This window comes from Microcoleus sp. PH2017_28_MFU_U_A (assembly GCF_020738035.1).
In the GTDB taxonomy this organism is placed as follows: Bacteria; Cyanobacteriota; Cyanobacteriia; order Cyanobacteriales; family Microcoleaceae; genus Microcoleus.
Genome location: NZ_JAEQCX010000052.1, coordinates 36,669 through 58,658, shown reverse-complemented (window position 1 = coordinate 58,658; position 21,990 = coordinate 36,669). Strand labels below are relative to the sequence as shown.

Sequence of the window (21,990 nt, the reverse complement as noted above, 5' to 3'; positions counted from 1 at the left end):
ATCGCTCAGCCATAAATTATTTATTTACAGATTTGGCTAAATTTTATCGCCTCTTCAGGATAGGAAGCAAAGTAATCTTCCAACCACAAGCAACCTTGACTAATAGAACGATCTAAATCAAGTTCTAAGTTCCACAACTTGATAGTATTGTCAAGCCCAGCAGAAGCCAGTGTTTTACCATCGAGACTAAACATAACGCTATTAACGCTACCGAGATGCCCTTCTAACGTGGAAATTTCCATACCATTTTCTATATTCCACAGCCTCACAGTACCCTCCTCACTAGATGAAGCTAAAATCTTGCCATCAGGACTGAAACTGATATTAGTTACACCCGATAAATGTCCTTTGAGAGTGAACAATAAGCTGCCATTTTCGGCATTCCATAGTTTGACGATACTGTCCGAACCAGCAGAAGCTAAAATTTTACCATTGGGACTAAAACTAATGGTATTTGCCCAACCACTATGGGCTGGAAAAGCCTGCATCAAAGTAGCTGTTTTTAAATTTAATAGCATTATATCACCGTCAGAACAAGCCACAGCTAGAGCTTTTCCATCTGGACTAAAACTTAAATCGGTGACAATACTGCGAGGTTCTTTAAAGGTTTGCAGCAACCTACCATCTGCGACATTCCAAAGTTTTACTGTACTATCAGAACTACCAGAAACAACGGTATTCCCATCTGGACTAAAGCGAACTCTCCTTACCCAAGCACGATGGCCGTTGAGAGTTTTTAGCAATCTACCATCTTGCACATTCCACAACTTTACTGTTTTGTCATCACCGCCGGAAGCTAACATATTACCATTGGGACTAAAACTAACACTTAACACCCGACCTTGATGACCGTTAAGAGTTTTGAGTAAAGTACCATTTTTGCTATTCCACAGCTTTATTTTAAAATCGTCGCTACCGGAAGCCAACGTATTACCATCGGGACTAAAACTTACAGCTTGAACATTAGTGCTATTTCCTTTAATAGTTTGCGGTTCCCTAACCTCTAAATTCCACAGCTTGATTGCACTATCAAAACTTCCAGAAACCAGAGTTTTGCCATCTGGACTAAAACCGATACTCTCAATTCTCCCGCGATGTCCTTTGAGAAGTTGCGGTTCAATTCTATTGTCGTTTATATCATCTAAATTCCACAACTTTACGGTACTATCGGAACTAATAGTAGCTAGAGTTTTGCCATCAGGACTAAAAATCGCACTCCAGACAGCCCTGCGATGAGTTGGGAGGTTTTGTAGCAAAGTTCCATCGGATACATTCCACAGTTTGACTAGGCCTTCTTGATCGGTAGAAGCTAAGGTTTTACCATCGGGACTAAAACTGACACTTCTGGTATTACTTTTATGATCTTTCAGAGTATTTATGATAGTTCCATCGCCAATATTCCACAGCCTCACGGTTGTATCGAAACTTGCAGAAGCGAGAGTTTTACCATCAGGACTAAAACTAATATGAGTAACGATATTGGTATGTCCTTTCAGAGTTTTTAATAATGTAGCGTCGGCTGTTTTCCACAAATTAATAAAACCAGCGGAACTACAGGAAGCGAGAATTTGACCATCAGGACTAAAGCTAACAGTTCTTACCCAGCTATGATGAGCCTTAATAGTTTTAATTAAAGTGCTGCGCGTTACATCCCACAACTTTACCGTACCATCTTCACTGCCAGAAGCCAAAATCTTGCCATTAGGATGAAAACTCACACTCGTAACTCTACCAGTATGTCCTGTCAGGGTTGATATCAATGTCGCTGGTTTGGCATTCCACAGTTTTACCGTACCATCCTCGCTAGCAGAAGCAAAAATTTTGCTATCGGGACTGAAAGTTACGCTTCTGATAGCGCCACGATGACCGATCGCGCGATCGCGTTCTCTGACATGATATATTGCTTGTTGCAGGGTTCTCATTACCTGCATCTGTGTATCTTTGGTAGCTGATGGTTCTAATTTTTTCATCTTTTGTGCTGCTTGTAATGCTGTCAGCAGTGCTGCAAAAGGATCGGAAACTAAAGCTACTTTAGAGAATGAAGTTTGTAGCACTACTTGTTGTTCTGCTAGTTCCTGTTGGGCTTTTTTTACTTGTAATTGGATCGAGATTGCTGTGATGATAGAAACTGCCAGAACTATAGAACCGATAGCCATAATCCGGGTAGCCCTCCGCTGGGCTTGAGTTAATTTTACTTTTGCTTGTTGTTGAGCTGAAACTAAAGTATCATTCGCCTTTGCTAATATCTGACCTTCTTCTTCTTGAATGGCTAAAGCTAATTTAAATTCTCGTTTTTCCAAATCTTGAGATGTTGCTAAAAAGCGGTAATCGAGATAGCTCAAATTTTTATCGATCGACCATTCCAGAGCCTCTTGCAGCGCATTTCCCCGCAGCAGCCGCGAATTATCCTCAAAATTAGCAGCAGCCCAAGCATTAAAACTTTCCGCATAAGGCCGCAGCTTGCCTAACTGTTTTTCCACCCATTCCAGATTGAAAACTTCGGCATAAATTTGGTTGTAAACTTTTAATTTGCCTTGATGTTGCACGACTAAACCTGATAGCCGCAATTCGGTTTGTTCGGGGCTACCATCAGTAATAACCCCCCCCAGCCCCCCCTTGGTAAGGGGGGGAGCAAGAACAGAATTTAGCTCACCCATTCCTAGGGGAGATATAGCGGTATTTAGCCCCCCCTTAGCAAGGGGGGGTTGGGGGGGGTTAGCCGATTCCAAAACTTGCTGGTAAAGCCCCAATAACTGTCCGGCTTTTTGCTGATTTCTCAGAATGCGATCGCGAATTGTCTTCAAATGTTCGGGTTCATCCTGGGATTCCCAATTATCCACAATCCGCAACTGCACCACCTGTTCAACCGATCGCGAATTACCCAATGCTGATTCCTCCAACACCAACTTACACAGCTTTTGCGTCAGAAAAGGTTGTCCGCCCGTCCAATTTAATATCTCAGCAATAACGCTTTCAGAATTTACAACCCGCCCCCGCCAACCATCAATCAAAGGCTGCACTTCATCAATTTTAAAACCGCCCAAATTTATCGCCTTACCAATATTAAAAGGAGTTTGAGTTTTATCCGCAATCAAATCCGAAGGAGTCGCCACTCCCAACAGCGCAAAAGTCAACCTACTGTATAGAGGATTGTCAACTCTTTGATTGTAAAACCAGCGAATTAGAGCAAAAAACTCATCCGCCGAAAAATTCATGCTCAACACTCGATCGATCTCGTCAATGAAAATAACTAGATTTTGGGGAATTTCAACTAAAACCACTTCTTCAATAAACAAACTAAACCGCTGGAGTGGCGATAACAAATCCCGGCGTTCTCGCCACCAATTTCGCCAATTAATTTTATCACCTAACTGACAGCTACTGACCAAAGAATTGATCATTCCCGCATACCATTTTTCGGGAGTTACATCTTCCTTACCAATCCCAGTTAAATCGATAAAAGCACAAACAGTACCGACCGCTTGCAGCCTTCGCATCGCCCGCACCCGCAAACTAGATTTACCCATTTGGCGCGAGTTCAAAACATAACAAAACTCACCAACTTTCAAGCATTCGTAAAAGTCCAAGTCTGCTTGGCGCGTGACGTAACACGACGCATCTGCTGGGAGACTACCGCCAATCTGATATTCATCGCTAACTGGAAATTCTCTGGTCATTGCTTACACCCAAATCTAGCTTTGATTGTACGATCGCAAACTTGACTATGTAGAGATTTAGCAAAAAACCTGACTTTTACTGATTTGCGATCGGGCTGTACCTGATTTTTTCCTATAAATTCAGAGCCGAAAGCTATTTATCAGTTCCTATAACACCTGATTATATCACCATTGCGGTTCATGATTTTTAGCAACAAACTGATAACAAGAAGCAAAAGGTGCAGCAAACAAAATACAAACGCCGATTGCTTCCGCAAACTTAAACAATAGTCAAAAATAGGAACTACTCCCATGACAGCACTTAGAACGATCGCCGATGCTAACATTTCTACCGCTACATTCGGTTTAATTGAAGACTTGACCGATGTTCCCTGGACAGACCCCGATGGCGAACCTAAGCCTAACAAACCCCGTTTTATTGAAGACTTGACCGATGTTCCTCGGACAGACCCCGATGATAACTTAATGGTAGAAACACGTCAAGTAATCGCCTCTGACCGTCACTTTACTAACAGCTTGTTTGGTAGCATCGATAAAATAGGTGGCTTACCCAATGACAACATAAATGGAACACCAGGAAATGATTACCTAGTAGGAAATGATGACAATCAGGTTAGTGATGCCATCTTTGGTGGTCGCGGTGCAGATACACTCAAAGGTCTTGATGGTGACGACTTCCTGTTTGGCGGTAGTGGTAAAGATCAGCTTTATGGCGGTCGCGGTTCCGATTGGTTGGAAGGCAATAGTGGGAATGACATTCTCGTTGGTCACACCAACGATCAAGGAAAATATGATTCTTATGAAGTCGATACCTTAATTGGTGGTTCGGGAGCCGATCAATTCTCGCTAGTTATGAACGGGGGGCCAGACCCTAAACTTCCTTACTTAGATGGTCTGGGCGAGACTGCTTATGCGATTATTTGGGACTTTAAGAAAGCAGATGGAGATGCAATTTTGATGCTGGGTAAAAAGCAAGATTACGAATTTGTGTCTGGCCAATACGGTTATGGAAATCAGTCAATCGATGATACAAGAATATTTTATCAAGGTGACATGATTGCCGTGGTTTCAGATAACATGGCTGCGGATTTAACCCTCTCCTTCGTCTAATTTTATCTCTAGGGTAACTGGTTCGCAGGTTCTGTCTGGGAACCGATATCCAGAGTCTCTGCCTCGAAGAGCGATCGGGAAAATAAGGTGGCAATTCCCAAGACACGGCAATCTTCTACAAGGGTGATTTGATTGGTGTTATGCAAGACCAAAATATTACCAAACTTAACCTAAATCAGGTGTTTATCTCCGCATCTAATACGCTCTAATACCTAATTTTATTACCCAACAACATTACTTGGAGAATCATCATGGATAACAACATTCAAAACCAAAGCCTCTCAGTTGTACGGCCTGTAACATCCATCGTCCTTGCCACCTTGATGGCAGTATCTTTTTGTTCCACAATGGCAATTTTAGGTAAGACTTCTCAAGTTTTGGCTAACCCCTTAAAATCACAACAGGTTAATCACCTTCAAATCAATGAAGTAATTACTTCCCCATCTTCGATTGTCGGTAACTGGAAAGGGAGTCTTTATTCTCAAGGTGATGATGTAGTAACTTCTGTTGAAATGGTTATCAAACAGGGAGCAAACCAGCAAGGAACATGGAAATTTATAGGAGAAAATAATACTCCTTTTGAAAGTGGTGCAGTAGTTGCCTCCGTAGGTGCTAATAATGTAAATCTGGAATTCAAGCAAACAAACAAAAAACCTAGTTGGTTTTTCAAATGCAAACTTCCAAACAATACCAAGCTTTCTTGCGAAAAGGTTGGTAATACATTGACGAAGCTCACTTTGAAAAAGATTTAGCTTAACTCGCGAGAAGCCCTACGTCTCACCGAAAGGTGAGCGTGTTTTCTTTAACCTAAAACACGGCAGAAATACTCGCGGTACAAATTGCAACGCGGCAGGACATAATTGTTTTGCCGCCGCACAATTCCCATACTGTGCAATTTGTAAATTTGCATGGAATCTAATTCAACTGGTTCGGCAGAATTCACAACTTTTTTCAAAGCTAAAGCTAATTCGGGATTGTGTTGCAGGATTTCCAAATGCTTGCGTAAATGATTGCTGTAGATTCCTGATTCTGAAGCAGCATTTTTTAATAGCTGGGTTAAGGTAATGTTGCCACAGCTAATCTCATACATTGCCAATCTGACTAAATAAGGATGTCCGCCGATCGCACAAATCAACTCTCCCAACTGCCCTTCATCCCAATCCAAGCCGTGCAACCGCGCTAAATCGTGAATTTTCTGGCTGTCAAACTCCTGCAACTCCACGGGAACCCCCGCATTAAACGGAGATTGATTCATGTCCAAAGGAATATAAACTTCGGTAGAATGCGCCATTACCAACCGCAGTTTTTGCCAGATATCCGAAATCTTGGCTTTTTCGTGCCAACTTCGCAGCATCCCCAGAAAGTCTTCCACTACTTCAGTGTAGCCAAATAGGCGATCGACTTCATCCAATCCCAACACTAGGGGAGTTTCTATTTCTGCTAGCAAATACTCTTCAAAGTAAACTGTGCAGTTATCGTTGCTACCTAAGATATCCGTATCCCAATATTCGTTTAATTTGTTTTCTAATTTTAACTGTCGGCTGACCATCAAACACAACCAGCGCAGAAACTTATCAAGATTTGTTAATATTCCTCGGTCTGCTGCGCTCAAATCTAAATAAACTGCGTGATATTTTTCCAGTTTTGCATGAGCTAAGATGCGGTTCATTAGTGAAGTTTTGCCCATCATTTCCGGTGCTTTAATCCGAATCAGCGAACCGGGTTTGAGAACTGTTTCGTTGCAGAGTGATTCGATATTAGAACGTTTTATATAAAAAGGTGAATCTAAGGCTACTGAACCTTCGGGGAACTGCAAATTTGCCACCGCCGGTAATGTTTGTAAAGGTGGATTTGTCTGAACAGATTGACTACATTCTGATTCAGAAGCTCTTCTTAGAGCTTCTTTGAAATTTTTCTTGGTAATTTTTTCTCCCAAAGCTTCGGAAAGCTTATGCCACAATTTATTGCCGACATCTTTGTTGAGGTATTCAGCACTGTAGCCGTAAGTTGTGGCGATTTCATCGTAACTTTTGCCTTCCCAAGAACCTTGCAGGACTTTCATTTCGATGTCGCTGAGATATTTGCCGGTGTTTTGGGCAAAAATGCGATCGGCAGATTCTTTGGTTTTGTTCCAAGAGAATTCTAATTCTGATTTCATGGGCTGGACACGGGTAATTAAATATACACGTAAGTATGCAGACTATGGCAAGAGAGGAGTTGTTCCTCTATCGGGAAATCACCCTGACTTTTCCCTATTTTAACTGATTAACTTTGGTTTTTACTGTAAATCAGTGGTGCCGGCCATATTTGTGTTTATTTAAACACCTGATTTTATTCCCATTGTCGGTTCTTTGACGAGAGGAGAAACTAAATACATCAAGCCAGTTAGTTGAGTCTTTCTCATTCTTGCACTAATTGGAAAACCACAAGGAGCAACAAAAATGTCCTCAGTTATTAAAGGCACTGACTACGACGACAATAACACTATCAACGGCGACGGTAAACTCCACAAATCCTTAGTGGGAGATGATTGGACAATCAACGGTCAAGGTCAAATTCAGATTTCAAATGATACAATCTACGGCTATAAAGGCGATGATATCTTGTCAGGTCGCGGGGGAGATGACATCCTCTACGGTGGCTTCGGGGGGGATAAGCTAGATGGCGGCGCGGGTAATGATAAATTATACGGCGAAGCTGGCGAGGATTTCCTGTATGGAGGTAGTGGCAAAGATACACTGTCTGGCGGCCTTCACAACGATTATCTATTCGGAGGAAGCGGCAAAGATTATCTAATCGGCGGCGACGGTAACGATTACCTTGACGGTGCTAATTTTTCGGGTGCTGGTAACGGTATCGGCGCAGGTAGTGAATCCGATTCTCTCGCCGGCGGCGCGGGTGCGGACACATTTGTACTCGGTAATGTTAATAATGTTTACTATCTCGGCACTGGCTACGCTACGATTACGGATTTTACGTTAGGTACTGATAAAATCCAAATTAAAGGCAATCTAGCAGACGGCTATTCGCTGAAAGCTGGCGATTGGAGCAATAACAAGGTTCAAGATACTGGTATCTTCTACAAGGACAATTTGATTGGTGTTGTTTTAGAGACAAACTTAACTAATGTTAACCCGAATCAAGTATTCTTGTCCGCGCCTCCAATCCCTCAATAGTCTTAAGCTTGGGTGCATCTGGTTTTTGAAGCCTGAAGAAGCATGACCGCATATAAGTTATTAGTTATGATCTGATATTTACTGCGGTCATGCTTCGCCCCTACCAGACACATTTGCCACTCTGAAATGCACGCTTAAGCTTCGCTACCTCAGGGCGAAAATTGAGGATTTCTCACTATTTTAAAATAGGAGTTTTTATGATGAAAATTGCGGACGATCGACCGAAATACCACCGACTTTTCTACACAACTTTGATATTAATTTCAGCTATCCTTTTAGGAGGATTGGGAAAGGTTTTCGAGTCCAACAACAACATAGCTTTGGCCCAAGAAAGCATCCCCGTTAGCGGTAGCGGCGACGCACAACTCCAGCCAATTGTACAATCGCTGACAGAATTTATGCGCCACCGCTGCGTCGGTGCCGCCGTACTCGGTGTTTCTGTCAAAGGTAAGCCCGTGGGTGTTTGGGGTTTGGGGCGCATGAAAGACCGATCGACCAATAACTCAAATCCGGCTTGCGGTGACGATATGCAGACCCCTCTAAGTGCGATCGTACCCGCAGATACCCCCATGCGGATCGGCAGTATCAGCAAGCCTGTTACCTTTGCCATGGTGCGCTGGGCGCTAAAACAGACGGCGCGCGATCGGGCAAATTTAGAACTGACTGACGACCAAATTGAAGGGATGAAATTGTTCGACCCCCAACATTATCCGCCGCTAATTCCCGGTTTGAACAAGCAATATCCAATAGCGATTATCCCGGAAAAATTGCACGCGGCATTTTCGGGAAAAGTCAAATTTCCAGTTGCTATTAAAGACAGTAATTGTGGCAATCTTAACTCAGGATTTGCAGACAAACAGTGGCAAAACGTCACCCTCGGAAATTTATTATCCCATCGCTCGGGACTTCAGCGGAGCGCGCCCAGATACGGTGAAGATATGACGGCAAATTTGCCAGTGCTGCGAAATCTTAAAACCCCAGCAGATTTTAAATCCCAAGAACAGCTACTTGTCAATGAATGGGGGAACAAATCTGTCAGTTCTGCTAAAAATCAACTCGGCATCTCTGCTAATGCAGGCTATTTTTTGCCTAGTCCTAATTTAGAAGAAACTATGATGGTTTTGGCTGGGCGATGCCTTCAGTATCCTCTCGGTCAATATCATTATTCCAATACCAGTCCGGCATTTCCTACGATTATTTTGCAGCAGTTGGTAGCTTCCGGCAGATTTGCTGCTAAAACGGGTAAACTAGAAACTCATCAAGGCTCTGCTTTGGAGGTTTTCTTCAAAACCGAGTTGGGAATTCCTACTACGGCTACCAAGGGAATTTTCATGAGCCAAGGAGTAGAAAATTTTGGCGATCGCGAGCCGGAAAAACGCCACTGGAACGGCAAAAATTACTACGGTAAGGGATGGGATTTGAAGCGACCGCACTGTATTTGGAATGGTAATTTTTGCGACTTTTCTAGCTGGATAAATCCGCAGCCAGGGAAGATTAACTGGTCTTGGAATTTAAGCCAGGTTCCTTTTTCCCGAAGAAGTACAGATTTGAGTCCAGGAACTGGTTCGCTTGCTGCGGAAGCTGGAGTTTTTCTCAAATTCATGTCACAATATTGGGTGGGCGGTTATGAAAACAATCCGCGCATTGGGGAAAGGCGAAATAATGTTTGGAATCGATATACTGCTCATAACGGAGCGCTCGATGGTACTGAGGCTTGGGCAATTCAGTTAGGGGGAAGTAACAATCCGAAAGAGTGGAAATTGCCGCCTGTGGACGATAAAGGTCGCATCCTTGATGATTTTGCTAATTTGCAGATGTATGCGGGTTTGTTGCCGGATGGAGTTGATATTTTTGTGGCTGTGAATCAGAGGGCTGATAAGAAGTGTGTTGAGGCTAAAGGTTACAATTGCGGGGATGCTTACGGGCTTTTGAATAATTTTATTTTGTACGGTGCTTCACGGGTAAATTGGAATATGGTTGCACCGACTGCTGTTGTCAAATAATATTGATAAGTCAACGGCAGATGCGAGGCAGATAAACACAGATAAACGCAGATTGTTCGTAGGGTGCCTCTCCCTTCTTTAATCCCATAATTCAATCAATTATCTAGCAAGCGATGCACCTCATACATGGGAATTGTGTCAGGTGCATCGCTATCAAATTGTCGGTCTTGATGCAAAGATTGTTGGTGGCGACGCACCCTACAAATACTGTCAACTGTGAACTGAATGAAGGTAAAGTTAAGACTCAGTTTAAATATGAGTTTTTGAACAAGCCCATGAATTTCCGCTTCCTACTGTGTACTTCCATGAGTTGAGCGCGATAAGCAGACCATTCAACATTTCGCCCAGTTTGTATATAGGCAGCACGGGCTTTTTCTAGCCACTCGATCGCACTATCGTACTCGGCTGATTTCATTTGATTTAGAATCGATTCAGCGCGGCGACTAGCATTGACGATTACCCAATCGGGGCGATGGGGAATTGCCGCCATCATCACTCGATGAACCAGTTGTGAACCGTAGGATGTGTCAACAAGGGCGATCGCCTCTTCAATCAGTTTCTCATGCAGAAAAATATCCACCTTCGCTTCGGTAGAATTGTAGCTTTGACTGGCTCTTAAAATTGCCAATAAATCTGCTTTCAAAGTTGACAAATTATCTCCTGATAACTCCTGCAATGAAAGATAATCATTCAAGGAAGGTTGAATCTCAAAAATTTTCATTTTAGCCTTAAACGCAGCTTCTTTTTCTCCCAATTCATCGGCTAATTCACTCATACAAACTGCCAGTTTGTAGGTAGAATTTCCGGGTAAATTTAACCCAAGTTGACAAACTTTTAGAGCTTCTTCTGAGTTGCCGTCTTCTTGTAAGGTTTGAACTAGAGCAAAAGCTTCTTCCACTGATGTCATGTCGGTTGCGGCAGCTTTCACAGCTTCTTCTATTCTCCCCAAACGAGCTAACATTGTCAGATATTGTTGAATGCAGCCTTCTGCTTTGGCTAAGTATAAGTATTCTTTGTCGCGATTCTGCCGATCGAGAATTTGCAATCTAGTCAAGGTTAAGTCATGAGCATAATCTGGTGCGTCAACATCCCAAATTCCTTGTCCAGTAAGGTTTCCTTCTAGTATCTGCTGGAGTGGCGGGTAGTCCCAACCTTGCCGTAAAGCTTCCAAGCTCATACTGAAATCACAATCCCATTCATCTTTCCAACCTTCTAACATCACCTCGAAATCTATTTCTTCTTCAGCAGTTAGCTCAGCCGTCAAAATGGCTTCTGTCCAAGCTTCATCCAAAGCATTAGTGATTTCATAACTTTCACAACCATATTCTGCTACGTCATCCCAATCATCAACACAACCTGAGGTAATGGCTTCTAAAATTACTAAAGCATTTTTGCCGTCTCCATGTTCGCTGAATTCCTGGGCTTGCTGAATCAGTTCTAAAATTTCTTCTGTAATCGGGTCTTCTTCATCATAAGCATATTCATCCTCCCAATGATTCTGAGCTTGTCGGAAAATTTCTCGCACTTGTCGCCGAAAAGGAGCAGGATCGATCGCACTTCGCCGATGTGTTGTCGCCAGTTGGTTTGTCGGCCCAGACACAGCGTTTGAGTTGACGTATAGTTCGATCGCACTTATCAGCGAGGGTTCGTTGTCCACTAAATGCTCTACTAACTCATAGATTTGGGCGTCATTGAGGCGAGAGAGCAACTCTTCCAGCGTTTCGCCCCGTTCAATTTTTTCTGGTTCTCGCAGGCACAAAAACAGCGTAGCGATAATGTGTTTGCACCATCCATCGCCATCGTAAGGACAAGTGCAGAATACTCCAGATGTTAATCCGGCATGAGTAAAGGGCAAGGTAACATCGTAAGGTTCAACTTGAGAACCGTATACTTTTGCTTGCACCATATTGCCGCGGAGAACTGCGCTAGCAACATTGCCACCGAGATAGTAATCTTCGGCTCGGTTGAGCGATCGCTCAGAACTGTTATTCTTGATAATCGTTTCACTAAGTTTGGGAATTGGCATCACACCAGACCTCAGCAATTAAAGGATTAGACTCGATTTTACTTCAGAAATGCACTTGGTCTACGATATGCAGTCTGCTCTACAAACAGCAGCGGGCATTAAAACTGAACCCTCAAGTGTCAACTGTTAACTGTCAATTTTTTAAGATTCTTTAATATGAATTTCAAAGCAGGGGAAGTAAACATTATCCAGTCTACTGTGCAAACAGCAGCGGAAAATAAAACTGAACCCTCAACCCTCAACTCTCAACTGTCAACTGTTTAAAATTATTCGATATTCTTGAGTTTGGATGCCAGCTAGTCCAAAGGCAGCGCTAAGATGGTTAAGCACTGTTTTGCACTACTCTCATGTCCCAACGCGCCAAAACCTCACACAGCCAGCCAAGTGCATCCGACAACGGGCATCATGTGATGACTTCTAACTCCAACAGCCAAAATACGATTCGGATTCGCGGTGCGAGACAGCACAACCTTAAGAATATCGATCTGGAACTGCCGCGCGATCGACTGATAGTTTTTACCGGTGTCTCCGGTTCCGGTAAGTCTTCCCTGGCTTTCGATACAATTTTTGCCGAGGGACAGCGCCGCTACGTGGAGTCTCTCAGCGCCTACGCCCGCCAGTTTTTGGGACAGTTGGATAAGCCGGATGTCGATGCGATAGAGGGGTTGAGCCCTGCTATTTCGATCGACCAAAAGTCAACTTCGCACAACCCGCGATCGACTGTCGGCACTGTTACAGAAATTTACGATTATCTTAGATTGCTCTACGGCAGAGCTGGCGAACCGCACTGTCCGATTTGCGATCGCTGCATTGCGCCGCAGACAATTGATGAAATGTGCGATCGAGTTATGGCACTTCCAGACGGTACTCGCTTTCACCTTCTGGCCCCAGTTGTGCGCGGAAAAAAAGGCACTCACCGCAAATTATTGTCGAGTTTAGCTTCCGAAGGATTTATTCGCGTCAAAGTTAACGGAGAAATTTTAGAACTTTCGGAAAATATCGAATTAGATAAAAATCATATCCACAATATCGAGATAGTTGTCGATCGGTTAGTTAAAAAACCGGGTTTAGAAGAGCGTTTAGTGGATTCTCTGGCAACTTGTTTGCGACATTCTGAGGGAATTGCGATCGTAGAAGAGTTACCGCCTGACGAAAATTCTGAACCAGCCAATGGGCCGATCGTATTTTCGGAGAACTTTGCTTGTCCCGAACACGGCGCGGTGATGGAAGAACTTTCGCCCCGGTTGTTTTCGTTTAATTCGCCCTACGGCGCTTGTCCCAACTGTCACGGTTTGGGGAGTTTGCGGACTTTTGCACCGGAGTTAGTCATTCCTGATGAGAAAGCACCTCTTTATTGTGCGATCGCCCCTTGGTCAGACAAAGACAACTCCTATTATCTCTCTTTGCTGTGCAGCGTTGCCGATAGTTGCGGGTTTGATATCGACACTCCTTGGTTCCGCTTGAGGCCCGAACACCAGCGAGTGATTTTGTACGGTAATGAGTCAAAACAAACCGCAGAAAGCAAGAAGCGAGACAGCAACGCCAGCGATTTGAGGAGAGATTTTAAGGGCGTAATTTCCATGTTGCAGCGCCAGTACGACGATACAGGTTCTGATTTGATCAAACAGAAGCTGGAACAGTATCGAGTCGATCGCTCTTGCGATTGTTGTCACGGCAAACGCTTGAAACCAGAGGCGCTGTCTGTACGGTTAGGAAACTATGGAATTGTGGATTTGACGGGGATTTCGATTCGCGAATGTCGGGAACGAGTCAATAATTTGGGATTGAGCGATCGGCAATTTCAAATATCCGATTTAGCCCTCAGAGAAATCAAAGCAAGATTGCAATTTTTGCTCGATGTCGGATTAGATTACCTGACATTAGACCGTGCAGCCATGACACTTTCCGGCGGAGAAGCCCAGCGAATTCGCCTCGCAACTCAAATCGGTTCCGGTTTGACCGGCGTCCTCTACGTTTTAGATGAACCCAGCATCGGACTGCACCAAAGAGACAACTTTCGCCTGCTGCAAACCTTAACAAAATTGCGCGATTTAGGCAATACTTTGATTGTCGTAGAACACGATGAAGAAACCATGCGCGCCGCCGATCACATTGTCGATATCGGCCCCGGCGCAGGCGTTCACGGCGGCAAAATCATCTCGCAAGGAAGTTTAGAAAACTTGCTAGCGGCCGAAGAATCTTTGACTGGTGCTTATCTGTCGGGAAAACGAGTAATTGAAACTCCCAATGAAAGGAGAAAAGGCAACGGCAAAGCTCTCTCGCTCAAAAATGCGAGTCGCAACAATTTAAAAAACGTCGATGTGGAAATTCCCCTGGGAAAACTTGTCTGCGTGACAGGTGTTTCCGGTTCTGGAAAATCAACTTTAATCAATGAATTGCTCTATCCGTCACTGCAACACTATCTGACCAAAAAAGTTCCTTTACCACCCGATATGGACGCCCTAAAAACCAAGGGCGAACGCTCTCTAGATGATGTGGTTGATAAGGTCATTGTCATCGATCAATCTCCCATCGGCCGCACTCCGCGTTCCAATCCCGCTACCTACACGGGAGTCTTTGATGTGATTCGGGATTTGTTTTCCGAAAGCATTGAAGCGAAGGCAAGAGGTTACAAAGCCGGGCAGTTTTCTTTTAACGTGAAAGGGGGAAGGTGCGAAGCTTGTGGCGGCCAAGGCGTGAACGTGATTTCGATGAATTTTCTGCCGGATGTTTACGTACAGTGCGAGGTTTGTAAAGGTGCGCGGTACAACCGGGAAACGCTGCAAGTGAAGTATAAAGGCAAGTCAATTTCTGATGTTTTGAACATGACTGTGGAGGAAGCTTCGGAAATGTTTAAAAATATTCCGAGGGCGGGCGCCAGACTGGAAACGTTAGTGGATGTTGGCTTGGGTTACATTCAGTTGGGACAGCCTGCGCCGACGCTTTCTGGCGGGGAAGCGCAGCGGGTGAAGTTGGCTACGGAACTGTCGCGTCGCGCTACTGGGAAGACGCTTTATTTGATTGATGAACCCACGACTGGCTTGTCGTTTTATGACGTTCACCACTTACTCAATGTGCTGCAAAGATTGGTGGATAAGGGTAATTCAATTTTGGTCATCGAACACAATTTGGACGTGATTCGGTGCTGCGATTGGGCGATCGATTTGGGGCCAGAAGGGGGAGATAAGGGAGGGGAAATTATTGTGGCGGGGACGCCGGAGGATGTGGCGGCAAATCCTCGTTCTTATACTGGGAAATATTTGAAAGCTGTTTTAGAGCAGCATCCTTTAGGGAGTGCTGTAGCTGTTAGCTAATACTCGGTCAGGATAGATATTGTAGGGTGCGTCAGCGATTAGCCTAATTTTCAGGTGGAGAGGCAGAAGTGGCTGACGCACCCTACTGCTACCCACTCAGGAACGATTTTGCGTCATTTGAGGTGCATCGTTGAGCGATTTACCCCGGATTATTGAGCGGATACACTTCTGGCTATGTTAAGAAGTGCGGAATGTAGGTCATAAATCTTTATATTTTAGAGCCTTACAATAAAATAATATTAAAAGGAATACTATAAAGCAGAGAGCGATCGCTCAAATCACAAAGGAAGAACCTATATTTGATCTGGCAATCGCAATTTTCGATATAGTTCATCAATCAATAAATTGAAATATCCACCATTAAATCATCTTTAAGGAGTCGTAAATGACTACAACTTTTTCGCGTCTAGAACTTCAGAAAATTGCCGAGGATCACAGATTGTTTTTATGGTCTATCCTCGCCTTGATAGTTATTAACCTATTTCATGTTTCTTTACAAAATCAAGCTATAAATCTACAACCTATACGTTTACTCGCACATTTTGCAGCAACAGGATTTCGGATATTTGCGCTATACAAGCTGGTAAGATCCCTCAAGCTTTCTGCATGGATAATTTGGCTTATTGTTGGTTCACTTGTGCCAATTCTGAGTCTACTGGTACACGATAAAGCAATGAAAGCAATGAAATCTGCTGGCATAAAAGTCGGATTCATGGGAGTCGATCCAAGCTCTATCTAATATGCTGTTGTAGTCTAACAATTGTGGTGTACCGTACTGGCGAGAAATTCTGATACATTACGAGGTAGTTTGCAGCAGATTAAGCAAACAGTTATCTCGTTTCGTTTCTGAGTTATGACAGTACAAAGCATTGAAAAAACCTTTCAACTCATCCTACAAAAAACCATTCCGACAACAGCACAATAAACTGAGAGCAACCCCCTTTAAACCCAGTTAACCCAGGGTGGATTAATTGTCAGAGGGGGAATAGACTTCTTGCAAAAATAGTTAGGAAGTTGCTGGGAGCAACGTCCCACAAAAATCTTTTTTATTGTGGGACGTTTCTCCCAGCAGCGTCCCACAATTTGATTAAAAGGGCTTTTGCAAAAGGTCTATTGTCTAGGGCGTCGGTTAGACCTTGGCAGGGCTCTCGCATGAGGACAAAAAAATGGTTGGCGATCGCGATCTACTGTCACCCTCATCCTTCGCCCTACATAATACATATTTCGTTATTTTTGTCAAAATATTCTACTGTACCGGCGCCCTAGGGCGACTTTTGCTCTCATGGTATAAGTTAGCCTAATTCAAATACTGAATATTTTCCGGTACCGAACTAAAAAATTTCCATTCTCCATTTGATTTGCGTAACGTATGTAATATTATCATCTTATTATCTCTGAAAGTTGAAGATGACCCGTCAATCTTTGTGGTTGTTTGTTCGATTCTTACTTTGGCTTCGTTTCCTGAAATTCCCACAATTTCAATTTTTGTTGGTTCGTACTTTAAATTTCTTTTGAAGACTTCTGCAATTGTAATTATTGTTGGTTGAAAACCAGGAGAGTTTGGATCTACTGTCGCCATATAGGATTCAGGATTTCTTTCATTCAAAGCTTTGAACTGCCGATCGATTAATAATTTGATTGCTGCTTGATCGCTGGTGTTATCAGCTATAATCTCTGTTGAGTTTATGAGTATAGGTGTAGTTAATTGATTGTTGCTTAATTTCGAGTCAATGTTAGGCACTTGGCCGCGGTCAATGTTGGTGGTATAACTGCTAAGGAATAAGCCTAAGATAACGGTAGGCAATGCTTTGTTTAAAGCTTGAACGTTCAAAAGTGACATGATAAATAAATATAACCTATGAATTGATGATTCTACGCTAGCATCTACAGCATCTCATGTCAATTTTAATTAGTTAACTATCTTGAATCGTGGGAGACATTGTCATATTTTCTGCTTGTTTTTGCATGAATTCAATGTCCGATCGCAACCAAGTGCGCGGCCCGCTGCACTGATGAGCAATTAACAGCCCCCACAGTCCTTTTTTGGTTAAAATTGGCACGACTAAATTGGCGCGAACCTTCAGGCTACGCAGAAACAGTCGGTGACATTGGTGGATTGGCTCTGTTTCAATATCTGTAATTGCTCTGACTCGGCCCGCTTCGTACAAAGCAGCGTATTCGTCGTTAAAACACTCGTCTGGGCCAGTAGAACCCAAGATTGACAGTTCGATCGCACTTAGCATCTCACAAGTCACTCGACCTTGCCACTGCCTGTAAAAATAATACAGTACCGCGCGATCGCTCTGCACCACTTCTCGAATGTCGTATAGGGATTTTTCAATTAATACGTCGCGCTTGAGACGTTCTGTCAAGCGGTTGACAATTGTTTGCAGGCGATCGCCAGACATGGTAATGACTCCTTAACTTCCTAGTTTTGGCTGAGCTCTGTCTTCAGTTTACCTCTATTGAAGATAGCAACTGCTAGTATAAGTTTACATCTAGAGTGAAAATTTATGTCTGTGCTAGAAGCTGCTTGGAAACACGAATTTATCGCTACAAACGGCATCAAACTGCACTGTGTCACTCAAGGTTCTGGGCCGCTGATGCTGATGCTGCACGGATTTCCTGAGTTTTGGTATTCTTGGCGCCATCAAATCCCGGAATTTGCATCAGATCGTAAAGTTGTTGCTGTGGATCTCAGGGGTTACAATGACAGCGACAAACCTAAGGATAAATCTGCTTATATGATGGCAGAATTTGTACAAGATATCAAGGGAATTATTCAAGGCTTTGGATACAAAAGCTGCGTCTTAGTTGCCCACGACTGGGGAGGCGCGATCGCCTGGAGTTTTGCTTATGCTTATCCTGAGATGGTGGATAAATTAATTGTGATGAATATACCGCATCCGGCAAAGTTTGCTGAAGGGTTGCGAACTCGCCAACAATTGCTGAAAAGTTGGTACATCTTTTTGTTTCAGTTGCCATTTTTGCCGGAATTTTTAATTAAGTTGGGCGACTATCGGGCGATCGATCGCGCTTTGCAAGGCATGGCAGTTGACAAAAGCAGCTTTACCCCCTCCGATATCCAAGCTTACAAAGATGCGGCAGCTAAACCGGGGGCTCTGACTGCTACTATCAATTATTACCGCAATATTGCTCGCGGATTTGTCGATCGCCCGCATAGAGAGATCCTCGAAGTTCCGACGTTGATGATTTGGGGCGAAAATGATCGGGCCCTCGGCAAAGAGTTAACCTACGGAACCGCAGATTACGTGCGGGATTTTCAGATTCATTACGTTCCCAATTGCAGCCACTGGGTGCATCAGGAACAGCCGCAGTTAGTCAATCGGTACATCAGAGATTTTTTGGCGAGTAAGTTCATTTAATTGGTGTTGCGGGCGATCGCATTTGAATATCAATTATAGGGAAATATTATCAATAACTTTGTGTCAACTCTTGACAAGCGAATTTCGTCAATCCCAAATCGAAAATCGAAAATCCTCTCTTCCCCCGAATTTATCCGTGGGGTCGCCTCTAAAATCTAAAATCTAAAATCTAAAATCGATTGACTCTCAAGAGCCGCTGTCAACTCTCTACTCAACTCTGTGGCGTCTGATAGGAGTGGGGAACAATCGCCCGGAGCGCGTTAGCTTTTGCGACACGGAAAGCTTGCAGCATGGATTGGCCCAAAGATCTACTTGCACCCAAGATTCTCAAAATGCGATCGTCCGCTGGAATAATCGGACATGGCGTGAAAAATATCAATTCTCGAAAAAAATGTATCTAAAACGATATAATTTTTGACATTCCCAACCTAAAAAATTGAGAGGAAACCAATCAAATTTTCGCAGTCAGCTTTGATGACACGAGATATCTTGGCAACGCAGCAGCAAAGAAATGACCGCATAATTGTCTTGGCGCTGATTTTTCTGACGCTGCTGGGACTAGCATTCCGGCTCTATTTGGCGTGGCGCACCAACCAAACTCTCCCCGATACCCCCGCCCGTCTCACAGGCGATGAACCAGGTTACGAGTATTTGGGACACTCTTTGCTAGAGGGTAAATTTTTTGATTGGCCGGGCAGGACACCAGTGTATCCCTTTTTTGTAGCTGGATGTTATGTAATTTTCGGTCGTTCTCCCGCATCTGTAGTCTACGTACAAGCTTTTTTGGGGGCGACAATCATACCCCTAACTTTTATCCTGGCACGGCGTTTTACTGGCCCTCAAAGTTCCTTAGTCGCCGCTGGATTAATTGCGCTACATCCCTCCCTGATTCTTCATGTCAGGCTGCTGCAAACAGAGATTTTATACGCGCCTTTAATGATTTTAACAATACTGGGCTTGCTGCGAGCATTGGAACAGCCGGAGTGGCAAAATTTTTCATTAGCAGGTGGGTTGTTGGCAATTACGAATCTTTGTCGGCCGACAGCGATGTTGTTTCCGGTAATTGTCCCACTATTGATGCCGCGCCAATGGTCTTTTAAGCGCAAGATTGCTTTGTTTCTTGCTTATTTGGGCGCAATTATCATCATTACCACACCTTGGACTTACCACAATTATCGAACTCACAAGACTTTTTTGATTTACAGTGTTTCTACGGGGCTGCTGTGGCAAGGAAGTCCAGAGTTTTATCATTTTGCCTACGAACAACTGCCAAAACGCCATATCACTAAAATTTGGCAGGAAGAACTCAATCCGGCTCGGAATGGCGGACACGATGTTTTTACCATTGAGGGCGATCGCTATTTTACCAAACGGGCGATCGCTTCAATACTCTGCGAGCCGGCTGTCTATCTCTGGTATTGTTTGCAAAAGGCAGTTTATTTGTGGTTGGGAAACCCTATAAGTGACTGGCCTCATCACGCTATGTTTAATGTGCAGGCAATGCGGAAATTCTTTTCGCCGCAACGGATTGTCGGCATTTTAGCGTCGCGAATTTTGCCTGTATTTGCGGCTTTGGGCATGATAGTTTTGCGGCATCGCTGGCGGGAGTTTTTGCCACTGCTGGCAGTCTGCGGCTATTTTACTTTGATCCATGCGCTCACTTATGCAGAAGTTCGCCACAGCGAGCCACTGCACCCGATTTTGGCGATCGTAATCGCCACGGCGGCGGGGGAACTTCAGCGTAGGTTAAAGTTAATTAGTCAGTAGGTCTTAGGCGGTTAGCCATTAGTTATTAACCCAGTGTTATCAAAAACTCTAATTCGGAATTTCACCCTCGCCTTTTTAATTGCCATCGGCCTAGAGTTGTTTGGCCCAACGACAACTTTTGCTCAAAACATCGCAACAATTAAATTCTCCGGTACTGCTGCGGGTGTCAGCACTCGCTACATCGGTGCAGTCGAGGGCAACATTAACTTTGATCTCAAAGATTTGCAAGATTTGGGAATTAATACATACCGCATTTACGGCGGGATGTCTCGATGGGAACCGGAAGACGATGACGGTAAATACGGCTGGCCGGAAATCTCCCAAATTAAGGCAAATCCAAATATTATTAATTGGGCGCATTGGGATAAAATTATGACCGATCCGCCCCGGGGTAGCGATTATTCGTGGTCGGGAGAACGTGGTAAAGTTTGGGAAGGCAATGCTAGGACTATTTTTAATGCTCTCAAACAGGCTAAGATTCGCCCGGTTGTGAGTATTCGTAATGTGGACAGTAGCTGGAATCCGTCTTGGGCGCTGCAATTAAATCCGCCCCGAACTAAAGAAGATTGGAACGAGTGGTGGGAACACGTGTTTGCTACGGTTTATTGGTTGAATGTACGCAACGATTACCGCGTTGATGATTGGGAAATTCACAACGAACCGGACTACCGCATACAGGGTTGGGGTGGAACTATGGCTGACTATTTTGAGTTGGTGAAAGTGACCAAAGATGCGATCGACTTTGTTTACAAAAGTTATTTGCCTGGGCGCGCTTACCGCATCCACAGCCCGACAAGCGTAGGTGGCAGCATTTGGCCTGCTGAGGCTTTGCGAGAAATTCCTAATTATTTCGATACTGTCAACTTCCACAATTACGATGCAGATATTTCTAACTACACCCGCAAAGTGCGCGGCTGGATGAAGGGGACAGTCCGTGCTAACTCGGAGGTTTGGGTGGGAGAATGGGGAAGTTATCAAATTAGCTATAACGATTTCCCTTTAGCTTTAAGTTTGATTAAAAATTTGATCCGAGGTTCCCAACCGGGGGATAATTATATTTACGGGAGTCACATATTCTGTTTGTACGACTGGGGAAAGCCGGCACTGGCGGAAGGTTTGCTGGGGGACGGGGGAAAACGGCGCGCGAGCTACTATGCTTTGCGGATGGGAATTCGGGCTTTGCAAGGGGGTAGGGCTAGCTTTTTTCCGATCGCTAATAGTTCCGATTTAATGGCAGTTGCAACTCTCGATTCTAGTAAGAATGTTTACTTGCTGGCTGTCAACGATCGAGCAAAATCTTATACTGTTCGTGCCGATATTTCAGCTTTAATCGAAGCTGGTAATGGGACGGTGCGGGAGTTTAGTTTGAAGTCAATGGATGAGGTTGTTAGCAGCTTGACCCTGAAGGGTGGTAAGGCGACTTTTTTGGTGCCGGGGAACAGTGCTATTCTCATCAAGTTCGTTAGCGCAGCCCTCGAAGAGGATCGCCCGAATTGAATGTCAAATTCTCGGAGTTCAGAATTGGGATAAG

General features: G+C 44.0%; 14 protein-coding genes. 9 read left to right on the top strand and 5 right to left on the bottom strand.

Annotated elements, in window-relative coordinates; all coding sequences use genetic code 11:
• Nucleotides 1–20: 20 nt before the first annotated feature.
• Nucleotides 21–3,677 carry an AAA-like domain-containing protein gene (locus JGK14_RS13185; RefSeq protein ID WP_325315158.1) on the bottom strand — a complete coding sequence of 1,219 codons (3,657 nt, stop codon included), beginning with the start codon at nucleotides 3,675–3,677 and terminating at the stop codon, nucleotides 21–23.
• A 291-nt stretch (nucleotides 3,678–3,968) separates the two neighbouring features.
• Between JGK14_RS13185 and JGK14_RS13180 the strand changes: the two genes are divergently transcribed.
• The gene (locus JGK14_RS13180; protein WP_325315157.1) at nucleotides 3,969–4,787 is read left to right on the top strand and encodes a calcium-binding protein; all 819 of its coding nucleotides are present in this window, start codon (nucleotides 3,969–3,971) and stop codon (nucleotides 4,785–4,787) included.
• Between the two features lie 251 nt (nucleotides 4,788–5,038).
• On the top strand, nucleotides 5,039–5,539 hold the full coding sequence (locus tag JGK14_RS13175) for a hypothetical protein (RefSeq protein WP_325315156.1): 501 nt from the start codon (nucleotides 5,039–5,041) through the stop codon (nucleotides 5,537–5,539).
• 50 nt (nucleotides 5,540–5,589) lie between these two features.
• Here JGK14_RS13175 and JGK14_RS13170 read toward each other — a convergent pair whose 3' ends face one another.
• A complete protein-coding gene (locus JGK14_RS13170) occupies nucleotides 5,590–6,945 on the bottom strand; it encodes an AAA-like domain-containing protein (RefSeq protein WP_293324287.1) in 1,356 nt (451 codons plus the stop codon).
• 283 nt (nucleotides 6,946–7,228) lie between these two features.
• On the opposite strand from JGK14_RS13170, the gene JGK14_RS13165 reads away from it, so the two are divergent.
• Nucleotides 7,229–7,963, top strand: coding sequence for a calcium-binding protein (locus JGK14_RS13165; protein WP_325315155.1), 735 nt, complete (start codon nucleotides 7,229–7,231; stop codon nucleotides 7,961–7,963).
• Nucleotides 7,964–8,160: 197 nt separating this feature from the next.
• Nucleotides 8,161–9,966: a serine hydrolase gene (locus tag JGK14_RS13160; protein ID WP_293230831.1), complete on the top strand. Its 1,806-nt coding sequence runs from the start codon at nucleotides 8,161–8,163 to the stop codon at nucleotides 9,964–9,966.
• Between the two features lie 244 nt (nucleotides 9,967–10,210).
• Here JGK14_RS13160 and JGK14_RS13155 read toward each other — a convergent pair whose 3' ends face one another.
• Nucleotides 10,211–11,992 (bottom strand): SWIM zinc finger family protein, encoded by a 1,782-nt coding sequence (locus JGK14_RS13155; RefSeq protein WP_325315154.1) that lies wholly within the window; start codon nucleotides 11,990–11,992, stop codon nucleotides 10,211–10,213.
• Nucleotides 11,993–12,339: 347 nt separating this feature from the next.
• On the opposite strand from JGK14_RS13155, the gene uvrA reads away from it, so the two are divergent.
• The gene (gene uvrA, locus JGK14_RS13150) at nucleotides 12,340–15,306 is read left to right on the top strand and encodes an excinuclease ABC subunit UvrA (RefSeq protein ID WP_293181710.1); all 2,967 of its coding nucleotides are present in this window, start codon (nucleotides 12,340–12,342) and stop codon (nucleotides 15,304–15,306) included.
• Nucleotides 15,307–15,691: 385 nt separating this feature from the next.
• Nucleotides 15,692–16,045 carry a hypothetical protein gene (locus JGK14_RS13145; RefSeq protein ID WP_293181709.1) on the top strand — a complete coding sequence of 118 codons (354 nt, stop codon included), beginning with the start codon at nucleotides 15,692–15,694 and terminating at the stop codon, nucleotides 16,043–16,045.
• Nucleotides 16,046–16,603: 558 nt separating this feature from the next.
• Here JGK14_RS13145 and JGK14_RS13140 read toward each other — a convergent pair.
• Together JGK14_RS13140 and JGK14_RS13135 are read right to left on the bottom strand one after the other, a co-directional pair.
• Nucleotides 16,604–17,146 (bottom strand): hypothetical protein, encoded by a 543-nt coding sequence (locus tag JGK14_RS13140; protein ID WP_293181708.1) that lies wholly within the window; start codon nucleotides 17,144–17,146, stop codon nucleotides 16,604–16,606.
• Nucleotides 17,147–17,219: 73 nt separating this feature from the next.
• Entirely contained in the window at nucleotides 17,220–17,714 is a 495-nt protein-coding gene (locus JGK14_RS13135) for a GAF domain-containing protein (RefSeq protein ID WP_293181707.1), read from the bottom strand.
• 105 nt (nucleotides 17,715–17,819) lie between these two features.
• Between JGK14_RS13135 and JGK14_RS13130 the strand changes: the two genes are divergently transcribed.
• The 3 genes from JGK14_RS13130 to JGK14_RS13120 all read left to right on the top strand — a co-directional run bounded on the left by JGK14_RS13130 (nucleotide 17,820) and on the right by JGK14_RS13120 (nucleotide 21,956).
• Complete coding sequence (locus tag JGK14_RS13130; protein WP_293181706.1) at nucleotides 17,820–18,692, top strand: alpha/beta fold hydrolase; 873 nt, start codon at nucleotides 17,820–17,822, stop codon at nucleotides 18,690–18,692.
• A 474-nt stretch (nucleotides 18,693–19,166) separates the two neighbouring features.
• Nucleotides 19,167–20,459 (top strand): ArnT family glycosyltransferase, encoded by a 1,293-nt coding sequence (locus tag JGK14_RS13125; RefSeq protein ID WP_293230824.1) that lies wholly within the window; start codon nucleotides 19,167–19,169, stop codon nucleotides 20,457–20,459.
• A 33-nt stretch (nucleotides 20,460–20,492) separates the two neighbouring features.
• Nucleotides 20,493–21,956, top strand: a complete 1,464-nt coding sequence (locus JGK14_RS13120) for a hypothetical protein (RefSeq protein ID WP_293230821.1) — start codon at nucleotides 20,493–20,495, stop codon at nucleotides 21,954–21,956.
• Nucleotides 21,957–21,990 lie beyond the last annotated feature (34 nt).

What these genes read in the sequence shown, in the direction of transcription:
- JGK14_RS13170 (WP_293324287.1), bottom strand. Translation starts at nt 6,945, where the DNA reads ATGAAATCAGAATTAGAATTCTCTTGGAACAAAACCAAAGAATCTGCC.
- JGK14_RS13180 (WP_325315157.1), top strand. Translation starts at nt 3,969, where the DNA reads ATGACAGCACTTAGAACGATCGCCGATGCTAACATTTCTACCGCTACA.
- JGK14_RS13165 (WP_325315155.1), top strand. Translation starts at nt 7,229, where the DNA reads ATGTCCTCAGTTATTAAAGGCACTGACTACGACGACAATAACACTATC.
- JGK14_RS13135 (WP_293181707.1), bottom strand. Translation starts at nt 17,714, where the DNA reads ATGTCTGGCGATCGCCTGCAAACAATTGTCAACCGCTTGACAGAACGT.
- JGK14_RS13185 (WP_325315158.1), bottom strand. Translation starts at nt 3,677, where the DNA reads ATGACCAGAGAATTTCCAGTTAGCGATGAATATCAGATTGGCGGTAGT.
- JGK14_RS13125 (WP_293230824.1), top strand. Translation starts at nt 19,167, where the DNA reads ATGACACGAGATATCTTGGCAACGCAGCAGCAAAGAAATGACCGCATA.
- JGK14_RS13130 (WP_293181706.1), top strand. Translation starts at nt 17,820, where the DNA reads ATGTCTGTGCTAGAAGCTGCTTGGAAACACGAATTTATCGCTACAAAC.
- JGK14_RS13160 (WP_293230831.1), top strand. Translation starts at nt 8,161, where the DNA reads ATGATGAAAATTGCGGACGATCGACCGAAATACCACCGACTTTTCTAC.
- JGK14_RS13145 (WP_293181709.1), top strand. Translation starts at nt 15,692, where the DNA reads ATGACTACAACTTTTTCGCGTCTAGAACTTCAGAAAATTGCCGAGGAT.
- JGK14_RS13140 (WP_293181708.1), bottom strand. Translation starts at nt 17,146, where the DNA reads ATGTCACTTTTGAACGTTCAAGCTTTAAACAAAGCATTGCCTACCGTT.
- JGK14_RS13155 (WP_325315154.1), bottom strand. Translation starts at nt 11,992, where the DNA reads ATGCCAATTCCCAAACTTAGTGAAACGATTATCAAGAATAACAGTTCT.
- uvrA (WP_293181710.1), top strand. Translation starts at nt 12,340, where the DNA reads ATGTCCCAACGCGCCAAAACCTCACACAGCCAGCCAAGTGCATCCGAC.
- JGK14_RS13175 (WP_325315156.1), top strand. Translation starts at nt 5,039, where the DNA reads ATGGATAACAACATTCAAAACCAAAGCCTCTCAGTTGTACGGCCTGTA.